Source organism: Motilibacter deserti (assembly GCF_011250635.1).
Classification (GTDB): Bacteria; Actinomycetota; Actinomycetes; order Motilibacterales; family Motilibacteraceae; genus Motilibacter_A; species Motilibacter_A deserti.
In genome coordinates, this window is record NZ_JAANNP010000003.1 from 142,121 (window position 1) to 154,810 (window position 12,690).

Annotated in this window: 15 protein-coding genes (1 of these 15 running past the window's edge); 8 read left to right on the forward strand and 7 right to left on the reverse strand. The window is 76.8% G+C overall.

Annotation, left to right across the window (positions count from 1 at the left end; translation table 11 throughout):
- A protein-coding gene (locus G9H71_RS08840) for a GNAT family N-acetyltransferase (RefSeq protein WP_231134458.1) crosses the window boundary here: on the forward strand, window positions 1–1,182 show its 3' portion. Its footprint begins 186 nt before the window's first position; the window shows 1,182 of its 1,368 coding nt (coding positions 187–1,368); its start codon lies beyond the left edge, outside the window; its stop codon occupies window positions 1,180–1,182.
- A gap of 7 nt (window positions 1,183–1,189) precedes the next feature.
- Here the strand turns inward: G9H71_RS08840 and G9H71_RS08845 are convergent, their stop codons facing one another.
- The gene (locus G9H71_RS08845; protein ID WP_166280869.1) at window positions 1,190–2,128 is read right to left on the reverse strand and encodes an HDOD domain-containing protein; all 939 of its coding nucleotides are present in this window, start codon (window positions 2,126–2,128) and stop codon (window positions 1,190–1,192) included.
- 215 nt (window positions 2,129–2,343) lie between these two features.
- Between G9H71_RS08845 and G9H71_RS08850 the strand changes: the two genes are divergently transcribed.
- Window positions 2,344–2,556: a hypervirulence associated TUDOR domain-containing protein gene (locus tag G9H71_RS08850; protein WP_166280871.1), complete on the forward strand. Its 213-nt coding sequence runs from the start codon at window positions 2,344–2,346 to the stop codon at window positions 2,554–2,556.
- Between the two features lie 37 nt (window positions 2,557–2,593).
- Here the strand turns inward: G9H71_RS08850 and G9H71_RS08855 are convergent, their stop codons facing one another.
- The 4 genes from G9H71_RS08855 to G9H71_RS08870 form a co-directional block, all read right to left on the reverse strand.
- Window positions 2,594–3,865 (reverse strand): HRDC domain-containing protein, encoded by a 1,272-nt coding sequence (locus tag G9H71_RS08855; RefSeq protein WP_166280873.1) that lies wholly within the window; start codon window positions 3,863–3,865, stop codon window positions 2,594–2,596.
- A gap of 160 nt (window positions 3,866–4,025) precedes the next feature.
- On the reverse strand, window positions 4,026–4,673 hold the full coding sequence (locus tag G9H71_RS08860) for a response regulator transcription factor (protein ID WP_166280874.1): 648 nt from the start codon (window positions 4,671–4,673) through the stop codon (window positions 4,026–4,028).
- Window positions 4,674–4,802: 129 nt separating this feature from the next.
- The gene (locus G9H71_RS08865) at window positions 4,803–5,453 is read right to left on the reverse strand and encodes a DUF3000 domain-containing protein (protein ID WP_166280876.1); all 651 of its coding nucleotides are present in this window, start codon (window positions 5,451–5,453) and stop codon (window positions 4,803–4,805) included.
- A 26-nt stretch (window positions 5,454–5,479) separates the two neighbouring features.
- Window positions 5,480–5,764 carry a hypothetical protein gene (locus G9H71_RS08870; RefSeq protein WP_166280647.1) on the reverse strand — a complete coding sequence of 95 codons (285 nt, stop codon included), beginning with the start codon at window positions 5,762–5,764 and terminating at the stop codon, window positions 5,480–5,482.
- A 226-nt stretch (window positions 5,765–5,990) separates the two neighbouring features.
- Here G9H71_RS08870 and hemE point away from each other — a divergent pair, with 226 nt between their 5' ends.
- The 4 genes from hemE (at window position 5,991) to G9H71_RS08890 (ending at window position 8,678) form a co-directional block, all read left to right on the forward strand.
- On the forward strand, window positions 5,991–7,136 hold the full coding sequence (gene hemE / locus G9H71_RS08875) for a uroporphyrinogen decarboxylase (protein WP_331272856.1): 1,146 nt from the start codon (window positions 5,991–5,993) through the stop codon (window positions 7,134–7,136).
- A 140-nt stretch (window positions 7,137–7,276) separates the two neighbouring features.
- Window positions 7,277–7,693: a hypothetical protein gene (locus tag G9H71_RS08880; RefSeq protein ID WP_166280880.1), complete on the forward strand. Its 417-nt coding sequence runs from the start codon at window positions 7,277–7,279 to the stop codon at window positions 7,691–7,693.
- Window positions 7,690–8,055: a hypothetical protein gene (locus G9H71_RS08885; RefSeq protein ID WP_166280882.1), complete on the forward strand. Its 366-nt coding sequence runs from the start codon at window positions 7,690–7,692 to the stop codon at window positions 8,053–8,055. The genes G9H71_RS08880 and G9H71_RS08885 overlap by 4 nt, the downstream gene beginning before the upstream one ends.
- 5 nt (window positions 8,056–8,060) lie before the next feature.
- The gene (locus tag G9H71_RS08890; protein ID WP_166280884.1) at window positions 8,061–8,678 is read left to right on the forward strand and encodes a PRC-barrel domain-containing protein; all 618 of its coding nucleotides are present in this window, start codon (window positions 8,061–8,063) and stop codon (window positions 8,676–8,678) included.
- A gap of 30 nt (window positions 8,679–8,708) precedes the next feature.
- On the opposite strand, the gene G9H71_RS08895 is transcribed toward G9H71_RS08890, so the two are convergent.
- Together G9H71_RS08895 and G9H71_RS08900 are read right to left on the reverse strand one after the other, a co-directional pair.
- Window positions 8,709–9,422 (reverse strand): spermidine synthase family protein, encoded by a 714-nt coding sequence (locus tag G9H71_RS08895; protein ID WP_231134459.1) that lies wholly within the window; start codon window positions 9,420–9,422, stop codon window positions 8,709–8,711.
- Complete coding sequence (locus G9H71_RS08900; protein ID WP_166280886.1) at window positions 9,419–10,357, reverse strand: DUF4349 domain-containing protein; 939 nt, start codon at window positions 10,355–10,357, stop codon at window positions 9,419–9,421. The genes G9H71_RS08895 and G9H71_RS08900 overlap by 4 nt, the downstream gene beginning before the upstream one ends.
- A 115-nt stretch (window positions 10,358–10,472) precedes the next feature.
- On the opposite strand from G9H71_RS08900, the gene hemG reads away from it, so the two are divergent.
- A complete protein-coding gene (gene hemG / locus G9H71_RS08905) occupies window positions 10,473–11,894 on the forward strand; it encodes a protoporphyrinogen oxidase (protein ID WP_196791871.1) in 1,422 nt (473 codons plus the stop codon).
- Window positions 11,891–12,631, forward strand: coding sequence for a hydrogen peroxide-dependent heme synthase (gene hemQ / locus G9H71_RS08910; protein WP_407939688.1), 741 nt, complete (start codon window positions 11,891–11,893; stop codon window positions 12,629–12,631). The genes hemG and hemQ overlap by 4 nt, the downstream gene beginning before the upstream one ends.
- Window positions 12,632–12,690: the final 59 nt, after the last annotated feature.

Below are 12,690 nucleotides of genomic sequence, written 5' to 3' on the forward strand. Positions count from 1 at the left end.
GCGAGCGTCCGCCGCTTGGGGACGGCCGACCACACCGCCGCCTGGCGGCTGAGCCAGCTCGCGTTCGGCGGGGACCAGCCGCCGCCCGGCCCCGAGGGGCTCCCGACGGCGGGCCTGCGGCGCTGGGGCGTGGTCTCGGCCGACGGGGCGCTGCTGGCGAAGGCGACCGACCGGGAGCAGGATCACTGGTTCGGCGGCCGGTTGGTCGCGGCGAGCGGGATCGCCGGCGTGGCCGTGGCCCCCGAGGCACGCGGGGAGGGGCACGCACGCCGGCTGCTCGCGACGGTGCTCGAGGCGGCGCGTGAGCGCGGGGCGGCGGTCAGCACGCTCTTCCGGACCGCGCCGCAGCTCTATCGACGGCTGGGCTACGAGCACTGCGGGGCGCTCACGTGGACCGCCCTGCCCACGGCCGCGCTCGCCGGGCTGCGCCGGCCCCCGGGCGTCGCGCTCCGTGCGGCGGCCGCGTCCGACGTGCCGTCGATCCGCCGGCTGTACGCCGCGGTGGCCGCGGCCGGCAACGGCTACCTGGCCCGGACCGGCCCGCTGTTCGCGACCTCGGACGAGGACCTGGTCACGGCCTTCGACGGGCTGACGGTGGCGGTCGACGACGACGGCCGGCTGGTCGGCTACTGCTCGTGGGACCGGGGCAAGGGCTACGACGAGGACGCCCGCGTGACGGTCTACGACCTGCTCGGTGCGACCGGTGGCGCGACGGCGGCCCTGCTCGCGATGCTGGGCAGCTGGGCGAGCGTCGCCCCGACGATCGCGATCCGGCTGCCCGACCCGGACCCGGTGCCGCTGCTCGTCCCGCTGGCTGGGTCCCGCGTCGAGTCGAGCGTCGGCTGGATGCTGCGGGTCCTCGACGCGCCGGCGGCCGTCGCGGCCCGCGGCTGGCCCGTCCACTTGCGCGGCTCGGTCGGGGTGGAGCTGCACGACGAGCTGTGCGGGTGGAACGCGGGCAGCTGGACGCTCGAGGTCGCCGGCGGTGAGGCGCGGCTGGTGCCGGGAGGCCGGGAGGGCGTACGCCTCGATGTGCGCGGCCTGGCGGTGCTCTATGCCGCGGCGGCGTCGCCAGCCGTCCTGCGCCGGGCGGGGCTGCTCGACGGCGGGGGCCGGGACGAGGACGCGTTCCTGGCGGCGGCGTTCGCCGGGCCGCCGCCCGCCCTCCTCGACTACTTCTGACCCGGTGTCAGGCCGTGACGGCTTCCTCAAGGTCCGCCGCGGCCTGGGCGAGCCGCGGTAGCAAGGGCGCCATGTCCTCGTCGTCGATCCGGCCCCGGGACAGCCGCTCCAGCGGCACGGGCTCGTGCTCGGGGTTCGTGAGCCGCTCTCCGATCTCCAGCGACAGCCGCACGCAGACGGCGGCCGGCGCGACCACGCCCGTCGGGGGCTCGTCGACCGCTCGCAGGACCTGCGGCATCTCCACCGGGAACGACCAGGCGGCGAGCGCGGCCGACGAGACCTGCGTGTGCCCCATGCCGTAGCGAGCGCGCTCGGCCTCGAGCAGCCCCGCGCGCCCCGAGGCGGCGGTCAGGAGCCGGGCGTACTCGGGGTCGTGCTGGTTGAGCAGCGCCTGCCCGACCAGCGCCAGCAGCCCGAGGCAGAAGGTGTCGGGGGCGGGGAGCCCGAATCGCCGAGCCAGCTCGCCGGCGGTCACCGCAGTGGCCGTGGAGCGCTGCCAGAAGCCGGGCGGCAGCGCGTCGACGTCGTCCAGGCCGGCGGCGGCCACGACGGCGAGGCTGCGGACGGTGGAGAAGCCGACGGCCGTGACCGCGAAGGGGACGGTCCGGACCCGGCCGGACAGCCCGTAGTACGCCGAGTTGGCCAGCCGCATCAGCCGGGCCGTCAAGGGGGCGTCCGCGCCGAGCACGCCGGCCAGGCCCGCCGCCGAGACGTTGGGGTCGTCGGTCAGCGAGATGACGTGCGCGGCCACGGGCCGCCTGGCCGGGACGGCGTCGAGCCCTAGCAGGAGCGTCGTCAGCGAGACGCGCTCGTCGCCGCCCTCGGCGTCGCCGCCCTCCGCGTCGCCGGCCACCGCGGCCTCCTCCGCCGGGCGGCGCCCGCCGGGCCGCCGGGCAGCCGCGCCGATCCCGTTGCTCCTGCCCCAGGCCCGGTACACGGTGCTCATCTGTCGGGATCCCTCCTCCCGCCGCTGCCTCCATGGTCGGTGCCGAGACGACGGATCCGCGGGGTGCGCGCGATCTCCACTCGCCCGGCGCAGCCCGTTCGTCCCGGGCCCTTCGGGCGCCGATGAGGGAATCGCCCGCGGTGAGCGGTTTGCCCCAGCTGTGAATCGCTCGCCGCGACGGGGGTAGGCCACCGGCACCGACGAAGGAGGCCGCCATGGGTGAGGCGCTGCACAAGGGCGACAAGGTCGAATGGAGCTCGCACGGCGGGAAGGCCGTGGGGAAGGTCGAGGAGAAGATCACCTCCGACACGCACGCGGCAGGCCGGACCGTGCGGGCCAGTGAGGACGACCCGCAGTACCTCGTCAAGTCCGAGAAGAGCGGCGGGGAGGCGGTCCACAAGCCGGGCGCGCTCCGTCCCGCGGACTGACCTCACGCCGGGGTCCCGGTCGCGGGGCGCCTGCCCGTCAGTCGCCCCGCTGCTCGGCCGCGCCCGCCGGCTCCCGCCCCGCACGGTCGAGCGCGCCGGTCAACGGCGAGGCCGTCAGCCGCACCTGCCACTCGCGGGCGCCGTGGCGGCGCAGGAAGCCCGCGACCGTCGCCACGTCGACCGACTCCGGCGGCGCCCAGGCCAGCCGGCGGACGGTGTCCGGAGTCAGGAGGTTCTCGACCGGGAGCTCGTGCTCGTCGGCGAGCGCGCCGACGGCCGCCCGCGCGGCCGCGAGCCGGGCCGCCGCCGCCGGGTCGCGGTCCGGCCAGGAACGGGCCGGGGGAGGGCTGTCGTGCGGGGGCGACACCTCGGGGAGCGTCGACTCGGCAGCGTCGAGGCCGCGGCGGATCGCGTCCACCCACAGGCCCGCGCGGCGCCGGGTCGAGCGCCCGCCGAACACCGGCAGCGCGAGCAGGTCGGGCACGCTGCGCGGGGAGGCGAGGGCGGCCTCCACGATCGCGGCGTCCGGCAGCACGCGGCCGGGAGCGACGTCGCGGTCGCGGGCGACGCCGTCGCGGGCCTGCCAGAGCTCGCGCACGACGGCGAGCTGGCGGCGCTTGCGGATGCGGTGCAGCCCCGAGGTCCGGCGCCAGGGGTCGGTCCGCGGGGCGGGGGGAGGCGCGGCGGCGAGCGCGGCGAACTCCTCGCGTGCCCACTCGAGCTTGCCCGCCGCGCGCAGCCGCTCCTCGAGGACGTCGCGCAGCTCCACCAGGACCTCGACGTCGAGAGCGGCGTAGCGCAGCCAAGGCTCGGGCAGCGGGCGGGTCGACCAGTCGGCGGCCGCGTGCCCCTTCTCGAGCGCGTAGCCGAGGACATCCAGCACCATCGCGCCCAGCCCGACGCGCGGCATGCCGAGCAGGCGGCCGGCCAGCTCGGTGTCGAACAACAGGGTCGGGCGCATGCCGATCTCGGCGAGGCAGGGAAGGTCCTGGCTGGCCGCGTGCAGCACCCATTCGGTGTCGGCCAGCGCGGCCCCCAGGCCGCTGAGGTCGGACAGTGCGATGGGGTCGATCAAGGCCGTCCCGGCGCCGGCGCGGCGCAGCTGGACGAGGTAGGCCCGGGCCGAGTAGCGGTAGCCGGACGCGCGCTCGGCGTCGATGGCGACGGGGCCGCTGCCCGCGGCGAACGCCGCGACCGCCTCCTCGAGCTCGCCGGCGGCCTCGAGCGGGGCGGGGACGCCGTCGCGCGGCTCGAGGAACGGGGCGGCGTCCTCCTCGCTGCTCGGTCCCGCCTCGGCGCGTGAAGTCATGGACCGAACCGTACGACTACGCAGCCCTGTGTCGTGCGACGGCGCTCCGGCGCGCCGCCGGCGCCGCCCCCGACTGCCGTCCGGTGCCGGGCACGCGGACGCCCGCTGGCGCACCCGCGAGGGGCGCGGCCGGCGGGCAGGCGCAGCGCCACCGGCACGGTCAGTCGATCGCTCCGGCACGCAGCGCGACCATGACCATCTCCGCCCGGTCGCCCGTGCCGAGCTTGCGGGCGATGCGGGCCAGGTGGCTCTTGACCGTCAGCGCGGACAGGCCGAGCGCCTCACCGACGTCCTTGTTGGACTGGCCGTCGGCCACGAGGGAGAGGACCTCGAGCTCGCGGGTCGACAGCTGGGCGACCGCGCCGCGGGACGCGGGACGCGCGTCGACCGGGCGCAGCGGCCCGCCCGTCAGCGGCTGCGCGGGCAGCGCGGGGACCGGGTCGCCGGACACGACGAAGCCACGGGCACCGGCCGTCAGGGCGGCGCGCACCGCGTACGGGTCGGGGTTGCCGGCGAGGACGACCCCGTGCTGCCAGCCGGCCGAGCGCAGCTCGGACAGCAGGCCGAGGCCCACGCCGTCGGGCAGGGCGGTGGCGACGACGGCCAGGTCACGGCTCGCGCTGCTGCGCGAGCGGGCGCGGGCCTCCGCTGCGCTGGCGGCCTCGAGGACGTCACGCGCGCCCAGGGCGCGCAGGGTGCGCGCGACCGACTCACGGGCGAACGGGTTGCCTACGACGACGAGCGCCGTGAAACGGGCCGGGCGACCGGTGGGCAATGCCCCGGTCGCGCGGTCGACGAGTGTCGTCATGGTGATCCTCCGTGATCGAACCTGCCTAGCTCCTGACTCCCTCATCGGCGAGCCGGAGGCCGGGCTGAAGCTTTCGGCGGCGCTGCGCCGCGTCACGGAGTGGACGAACCGTCACTAAACGGACGGCTTCTAGCGACGGCTCCCAAGCAGTGCGACCCCCGGCGGCAGCGGCGGCAGCCCGGCGGAGCTCGCGCACAGCTGCGCGAACGCGGAGACGTGCGCGTGCAGAGGGTGGTCGGGAGAACTGCTGTCCGGGCCCGTCCTGAGGGTGTGGCCGAGGTCGATGTCGGCCGGGGTCCACGAGGCCCTGAGCTCCAGCTGTGCGGTCGCCCGCTCCGCCATCGCCCCGAAGCCCTCGGACGTCACCCGGGTGACCGTTCCGCTGAGGTTGGCCGCCCGCGCCCCGTTCGCCTCGAGCGCCTCTTCGAGCCACGCCCAGCCCACCCGCGGAAGCAGCGGGTCCGCGGCCATCTCGAGCTCGAGCTCGGCCCGCACGTACGCGACGAGGCGCGTCGTGCCCTGCCAAGCCTCGTGCCCGGCCGGGTCGTGCAGCAGGACCAGGCGGCCTGTCGCCGCCTCCTCGCCGTCGACGAGCACGTCGGCGGTCAGTGCCGCACTGAAGGGGGCGAGCCGCTGCGGCCCGGCCGTCTCCTCCAGCTCCACCTCGGGCCGGACCCGGACGTCGCGCAGCCCGCCTCGCAGCCGCAGCCAGGCGGCCTGCTCCGGCGAGAGCGTGCCCTCGGCGGCCGGCGGCTGGGGCGGGACCTGCGAGCCTGCCATGCTTCCCGCCGCCCGGGGAGCGGTCCTCAGGCGGTACGGGGGAGCGTCGACCATCGGGCAGCCGTCTCGTCGGTGGGCAGGGGCACGGCGGTGCGCGCCCGGAAGCGCGCGGCCGACGGCGCGGGGTCGGGCGCGGGGTCGGTGAGGCCGACCACGACCGCACTGCCGCAGTCGGTGCAGGCCAGGTCGGGACAGTCGGTGTGGCCCTCTCCGCAGGGCGGCGCCTCGAAGGCGCGCGGGCCCCCGCACTCGGCGCAGTCGAGCAGGTGAAGGGGACGCATCGTCACGGTGCTCAGTGAGACAGTGGTCATGAGGCCTCCTCCGGCCGGGCCGCCCGCACAGGGATGTCGTCGGGTGGCACGGTTGCTTCGCCGAACGCCCTCACCGTCGCACGAGCCACCGACAGAACGCCGTCAGCGCCGCGGGCCGGGCGTGTCGCGCCCGGCGTGTCGCGGCTTCCCGCCGCTGGCGTCGGTGCACCGGCGCTGGCGCGCGGACGGTTCGCGGCACCCGCTGCGCTCTGGGAGCATTGAGCCGGTGAGCAGCCCTGTCGCCGACGTCCCCGCCTCCCTCCCGCCGACGCCCGCCGCGGGGCCGAGGCCCGGCTCCTCCGTCCCGGTCGGGGCGTCCCGCCCGGCCGCGGGCTGGCGCGACCGGCCCGGCGACCCGTCACCGTTCCTCGCGGCCTGCCGCGGCGAGCGCGGGTCGTGGACGCCGGTCTGGTTCATGCGGCAGGCGGGACGCTCGCTGCCGGAGTACCGCCGCGTCCGCGAGGGTGTGCCGATGCTCGAGAGCTGCGCGCGTCCCGACCTCGTCGTCGAGATCACCATGCAGCCGGTGCGTCGCTACGGGGTCGACGCCGCGATCTTCTACAGCGACATCGTCGTCCCGCTGAAGGCGATCGGGCTGGACCTCGACATCGTGCAAGGGGTCGGGCCGGTGATCGCCGAGCCGATCCGCACGGCCGCCGACGTCGAGCGGCTGCGCCCGCTGGAGCCGGACGACGTCGCATACGTCACCGAGGCCGTGCGGGGGCTGGTCGGCCAGCTCGGGGCCACGCCCCTCATCGGCTTCGCCGGGGCGCCGTTCACCCTGGCCAGCTACCTCGTGGAGGGCGGGCCGTCCAAGGACCACGCCCGCACCAAGGCCCTCATGCTCGGCGAGCCGGCGGTGTGGGCGGCCCTGATGGAGCGGCTGGCCGGCATCAGCGCCGCGTTCTTGCAGGTGCAGGTCGACGCGGGCGCGCGAGCCGTGCAGCTCTTCGACTCCTGGGCCGGTGTGCTTCCGCGGCGGATGTACGCCGAGCACGTGGCCCCCTGGTCGGCGCAGGTGCTCGCCCGGCTCGAGGGCCAGGTGCCGCGGATCCACTTCGGCGTCGGGACGGGTGAGCTGCTCGCCGACATGGCCGGGGCGGGGGCCGACGTCATGGGCGTCGACTTCCGGGTGCCGCTCGACGAGGCCGCTCGCCGCGTCGGCGCGGAGCGCCCGCTGCAGGGCAACCTCGACTCGGCCGTCGTGCTCGCGCCGTGGCCGGTGGTCGAGCGCGAGGCGCGCCGCGTCCTGGGGGAGGCGCGCGAGCTGCCCGGGCACATCTTCAACCTCGGGCACGGCGTGCTCCCGGCGTCGGACCCGGACGTCCTCGCCCGGCTCGTCGAGCTGGTCCACACCGAGACGGCGCGGTAGCAGCGCCGGACCCGGCGGGCATCGAAGCGGCCGGCCGGGCCGGGCTCGGCCCGTGCCGGCGTGTGGTTCCGTCCGGCCGGGATGGGTAGCGGTTCCTGCGAAGGCGCGCCGTCGGGCGCGGCCGACGCGAGGAGGAACGGATGAGCGGGCCGGACGAGATCGTCCCCGGCGTGACGGTGCGAGACGAGGACGGCGGGGTCGTCGGTGCCGTACGGCTGGTCTATGCCGACGACGAGACACGGCGGCCGGAGTGGGTCGTGATCGACCTCGAGGAGGGAGCCCGCTTCGTGCCGGTCTTCCCCGCCGTCGTGCGCGACGGCGAGGTCCACGTGCCGTTCTCCGCGGCGACGATCGCATCGGCCCCGTACTTCGACCCCGACGCGGGGCACCTGTTCCGGCAGAACGAGGCGGACCTCTACGACCACTACGACCTGCCCTACGACCGGACCGCGATCCTCGCGGTGGGGCAGCCGAACGCCGAGGACTACACCTCCGGTCAGCCCGCGCCGGGCACGCAGCCGACGCACTCGGCCCAGGCACCCGGGGGCGCGCTGTGACTTCGGGAGCCTCGGAGCAGGACAGCACCGTCGACCCGGCGCTGCACGGCGAGGCCTCGCCGCACGCCGCGACGACGGTCGGCGGCCAGAGCAGCCGGATCAGCGGCGACGAGCCCGGCCTGGAGGGCGCCGACGCCGAGCCGCGGCCGACCGACGGCGGGCAGCCGGCGTACGAAGGCCATCTGCCGAGCCCGGGAGCGCCCACGCCGGCCCAGACCGGTGGGCTGTCCCCGCGCGAGGAGATCCAGCAGGCGGTGGACATCGAGCTGAGCGGGGAGCAGTTGAGCGCCGAGCAGTCGGCGCGGCGGGCAGAGGGCGAGCGGTACGCGGCGGGCAACGCCGCCGGCGAGAACGCGAGGTGAGCCAGATGGTCGACAGCGAGCTGATCCAGCGCCTCATGGGCGTCGAGGTCCACGGGAGCGACAAGACCCTCATCGGCCGGGTCGCGGAGGTCTATCTCGACGACGACAGCGGCGTCCCGGCCTTTGTCACGGTGAACAGGGGAGCGCTCTCCTCCCGGCAGGCGTTCGTCCCGCTCGCCGGGGTGAAGGAGGGGAAGACCGGCCTCGTCGTGGCCTGGCCCGCGGACAAGGTCAAGGACGCCCCGAGCGTCACCGCGAGCGGTGGCGGCATCACGCCCGAGCAGCGTGACGAGCTGCTGCGCTACTACGAGGTGACGCGGGAGGACGTCGCGCGCGGCCCGCAGCTGCCGATGAAGTCGGGAGACCTCTCGGGCGCGCACGGCGGCGAGGTGACGATCGGCACCGGCCCGGACGGGACGCGGACCGGCACGGCAGGGTTCAACAGCGCGGCGGGGACCGCCTCGCTGCGCGAGCGGGGCACGGACGCGGGCGACAGCTACGACCCGAAGGAGTACTACGCCGTCAGCGACTCCGGCGAGCACCTGCCCATCGAGGTCGACGCGGCCGGCCAGCACGTGGTGGACGTGTCCGTGCGCGAGCGGCAGCGCGACCAGCAGCCCTGACCCTCGGGCGGCACCGGGCGGCACCGGGCGTCACGGGCGGACGACCCAGACGACGTCGGGTGCGCCCCTGACGACGGGCACCTCGTGGGCCTGCACGCTGCCGAAGGCGGCGCGCAGCCGCCGCTCGAACTCGGGTGAGGGCGCCGCGCTCCACACCCCGACCGCGCCGTACGGCGCGACCAGCCCGTGGGCGAGCGCGAGCCCGTCGGCCGACCAGAGCACGCCGTTGGCGGGCCGGACGAGCCAGTCCGGCCCGTTGTCGGTGTCCAGGCACAGCGCGTCCACGAGGCTTGCCTCCGGGCCGGCGCCCGCGAGCTCGCGGAGCCGGTCGGCGAGGTCGGCGACCACGACGCGGACGCGCGGGTCCTCGAGCGCGCCGCCGGTGACCCGGCGCAGCGGGCCCTCATGCCAGGCGACGACGGCCGGCTCGAGCTCGACCACCTCGACGGCGGCGACGTCCGGGCGCCCGAGCGCCTGCAGCAGGCTGAAGCCCACCCCGAGGCCGCCGATGAGGACGCGCTTGCCCTGCCCTGCGACCGCATCGAGGGTTGCGTCGACGAGGAGCCGCTCGGACCGGCCGTCCAGGGTGTCCATGAGGAACGTCCCGTCGGCGACGATCTCCAGAGTGCCGTCGCGCTCCTGCAGGACGAGCTCGCCACTGATCCCGCGGGCCCGCTCGAGCACCGTCGCCGGCCCGGCGCCGCTGCGGTCCGGGCCGACGCCGCGCCGTTCCGCCGAGGTCACTCCGGCACGGTAGCCGCCCGCCCGCGGCGCTCGGCGGCACGGCTCGCCACCCTCCGCGCGTACCACGCGGCCAGCCCCAGCAGGGCGAGCACGGGGAGGAACGGCAGCACGGCGCCGAGCACCGTCAGCAGCACGGCGACGCTCGCGGTCAGCGCCTTCCACCCGCCGGAGAGGCCGGCCCCGAACCCCTCGTCGCCGTCGCCCTCGGAGACCGCTCGGCCGACGAAGGTGACCGTCACGGTGGAGTACGTCGTGCTGTCGCGCAGTGCGGTCTGCCGTGCCTCGAGCGCCTCGAGCTCGGCGGTCCGGGTCGCGAGCTCGCGCTCGAGCGACACGACGTCACGGACCGAGGCCGCCCGGCGGTAGAACCCGCGGACGCGCTCGACGCTCTCCCGGGCGTTCGCCAGTCGGGCGTCCACGTCGGCGACCTGCTGGGTGACGTCGGAGACCGACCGCCCGCGGGCGAGCACGTCGCCGTAGCCCTCAACGGCGCGGACGACCTGCTCGGCCTGCTCGGGCGGCACGCGCAGCGTGACGACGGCCCGGGCGTGCTCGGGGTCGTCGGGGTCGCCGCTGCCGTCCTCCCCGTCCAGTCGCCCGCCGCGCTGCGTGGCGAGGTCCGCGGCCCGGCGCGCGGCGTCCGACACGTCGTCGACGCGGACCGTCCGCGTGACCGACACGATGAGGGCGCGCGCGGTCAGGACGGCCGGCTGCGCAGGGGCGGCGACCCCGGCCGACCCTCCGGCCGCGGCGTCCGCGGCGCTCTGCGGCGGGGCGCCCCGCTCGGCGCCGGGGGCCGCGGCCGGAGCCGGCGCGGCCACGTTGGCCGCCGCCGAGTCGCTGTCGTCGTCGTTGGCCGTGCAGCCGGCCAGCCCCACCACCCCCAGCACCAGCACGGCCAGCGCCGTCCCGCGTACTCCCGCTCGGTCGTCCATCGGCTTCCCCTCCAGCCCGGGCCGCTGCTGCGGCGCTCCTTCCTCCGACGCGGCGAGCACGTCCTCGGTTGCGCCCCCGGGTCTCGGTTCGGTTGCGGCTTGGGAGACTGCTGCCATGCACGTGGTGGTCGTGGGTGCCGGCATGGCGGGCCTCGCGGCCGCCTGGGACCTGCTGTCCGGGCCGGGCGCACCCCGGGTCACGATCCTCGAGGGCGCGCCGCGCGTCGGCGGCCCGCTGCTCGTGTCGGAGGTGGCCGGGGTGCCGGTCGACGCCGGCGCCGAGTCCCTGCTCGTGCGGCGGCCGGAGGCGCTCGAGCTGGCTCGCGCGGTCGGGCTCGGGGACGACCTGCGGCCGGCGGCGACGACCGCGGCCGGCGTCTGGAGCCGCGGCGGGCTCCGCGGGCTACCGGCCGGCTCCGTGATGGGCGTGCCCACGTCGGTGGCGTCCCTCGCGGGCACCGGCCTGCTCACCGACGCGGAGCTCGAGCGCGCCGCGCAGGACGAGTCGATGCCGGGCGAGCCGCCGCAGGACGACGTCGCCGTCGGACGCCACGTCGCGCAGCGCCTCGGCGCGGCAGTGGCCGACCGGGTGGTGGAGCCGCTGCTGGGCGGGGTCTACGCCGGGCACGCCGCCGAGCTGTCGCTGCAGGCCACCGTCCCGCAGCTCGCCGCCGCCGTCCGCTCCGAGCGCTCGCTGCTCGCGGCGGCCCGCCGGGCCCGCGGCTCGGCGCCAGGGGGCAGCGGCCCGGTGTTCGAGGCACCCGTGGGCGGGGTGGGCCGGCTTCCGCTCGCCGTGGCGGACGCGGTGGCCCGGCTGGGCGCCGAGGTCCGGCTCGGCGCGCCCGTGCGCGAGCTGCACCGCACGCCGGGCGGGTGGCGGCTCGTGACCGGGGACGCCCGCCACCCGGTCGCCGTCGAGGCGGACGCGGTCGTGCTCGCGGTGCCGGCCGCTCCGGCCGCCCGCCTGCTGGCCGGCGAGGTGCCCGCGGCCGCCGCCGAGCTGGCGACGATCGAGTACGCGAGCGTCGGGCTCGTCACGCTCGCCTGGCCGCTTCCCGCCGCGGCACGCGCGCCGCAGGGGAGCGGGCTGCTGGTTCCGCCCGTCGAAGGCCGGCTGGTCAAGGCCGTGACGCTCTCGTCGCGCAAGTGGGGGTGGTACGCCGACGCCGCCCCCGGGCTGCTGCTCGCCCGCGCCAGCGTCGGGCGCCACCGCGAGGAGGCCGCGCTGCAGCGCGACGACGACGACCTTGTGGCCGCGGTCCGGGCCGAACTGCGCGAGCTGATCGGTGTCGACGCCGAGCCGCTGGACGCGCGGGTGACCCGCTGGGGCGGTGCGCTCCCGCAGTACGCCGTGGGCCACCTGGACCGGGTCGCGCGCGTCCGGGCCGCCGTCGCGGGCGCCCCCGGCCTGGCGGTCGCCGGAGCCGCGTACGACGGGGTCGGCGTCCCGGCGGTCATCGCGAGCGGTCGGCGGGCGGCCGAGCAGGTGCGTGCCCACCTCTCGGATGCCGCCGCACGAGCGGGAGGGGGACAATGAGCGGCATGACCGATGCTGCTGCCCCCGTCGACGCCCCCGCCGCCAAGCCGAAGGCCCGCGACCTCAACAAGGTCGTCCGCTACACGATGTGGTCGGTCTTCAAGGTCGACGGCAGCCTCGGCGACGACGCGCACCGCGCGGCCCTCGCAGCGGAGGCGGCCGAGATCCTCGCCGAGCTGGGGGAGAAGTCCGACCTGGTGGTGCGGGGGACGTACGACCTCGCCGGCCTGCGCGCCGACGCGGACATGATGATCTGGGCGCACGCGCCGACCAGCGACGTGCTGCAGGAGGCCTACGCGCGGTTCCGCCGGACCCGGCTGGGCCGCGGGCTGGCCCCGGTGTGGTCGCAGATGGCGCTGCACCGGCCGGCCGAGTTCAACAAGAGCCACATCCCGGCCTTCCTCGCTGAGGAGGAGGCGCGGCAGTACGTCTGCGTCTACCCGTTCGTCCGGTCCTACGAGTGGTACCTCCTGCCCGACGAGGAGCGGCGGGCGATGCTGTCCGAGCACGGGCAGATGGCGCGCGACTTCCCCGACGTGCGGGCGAACACCGTCGCGTCCTTCGCGCTCGGCGACTACGAGTGGATGCTGGCCTTCGAGGCCGACGAGCTGCACCGCATCGTCGACCTGATGCGCGTGCTGCGCGGCTCGACCGCCCGTCGCCACGTGCGCGAGGAGGTGCCGTTCTTCACCGGCCGGCGGCTGCCGCTGCGCGAGCTGGTTGCCGCCCTGCCCTGACTTCAGCGCGTCGACGGCGCACGCCGCGAGCCGCCTCCCCGACGGGGAGGCGGCTCGCC

What these genes read in the sequence shown, in the direction of transcription:
- G9H71_RS08870 (WP_166280647.1), bottom strand. Translation starts at nt 5,764, where the DNA reads ATGACCACTGTCTCACTGAGCACCGTGACGATGCGTCCCCTTCACCTG.
- hemG (WP_196791871.1), top strand. Translation starts at nt 10,473, where the DNA reads ATGCACGTGGTGGTCGTGGGTGCCGGCATGGCGGGCCTCGCGGCCGCC.
- G9H71_RS08860 (WP_166280874.1), bottom strand. Translation starts at nt 4,673, where the DNA reads ATGACGACACTCGTCGACCGCGCGACCGGGGCATTGCCCACCGGTCGC.
- hemQ (WP_407939688.1), top strand. Translation starts at nt 11,891, where the DNA reads ATGAGCGGCATGACCGATGCTGCTGCCCCCGTCGACGCCCCCGCCGCC.
- G9H71_RS08890 (WP_166280884.1), top strand. Translation starts at nt 8,061, where the DNA reads ATGGTCGACAGCGAGCTGATCCAGCGCCTCATGGGCGTCGAGGTCCAC.
- G9H71_RS08865 (WP_166280876.1), bottom strand. Translation starts at nt 5,453, where the DNA reads ATGGCAGGCTCGCAGGTCCCGCCCCAGCCGCCGGCCGCCGAGGGCACG.
- G9H71_RS08880 (WP_166280880.1), top strand. Translation starts at nt 7,277, where the DNA reads ATGAGCGGGCCGGACGAGATCGTCCCCGGCGTGACGGTGCGAGACGAG.
- G9H71_RS08850 (WP_166280871.1), top strand. Translation starts at nt 2,344, where the DNA reads ATGGGTGAGGCGCTGCACAAGGGCGACAAGGTCGAATGGAGCTCGCAC.
- G9H71_RS08855 (WP_166280873.1), bottom strand. Translation starts at nt 3,865, where the DNA reads ATGACTTCACGCGCCGAGGCGGGACCGAGCAGCGAGGAGGACGCCGCC.
- G9H71_RS08900 (WP_166280886.1), bottom strand. Translation starts at nt 10,357, where the DNA reads ATGGACGACCGAGCGGGAGTACGCGGGACGGCGCTGGCCGTGCTGGTG.
- G9H71_RS08845 (WP_166280869.1), bottom strand. Translation starts at nt 2,128, where the DNA reads ATGAGCACCGTGTACCGGGCCTGGGGCAGGAGCAACGGGATCGGCGCG.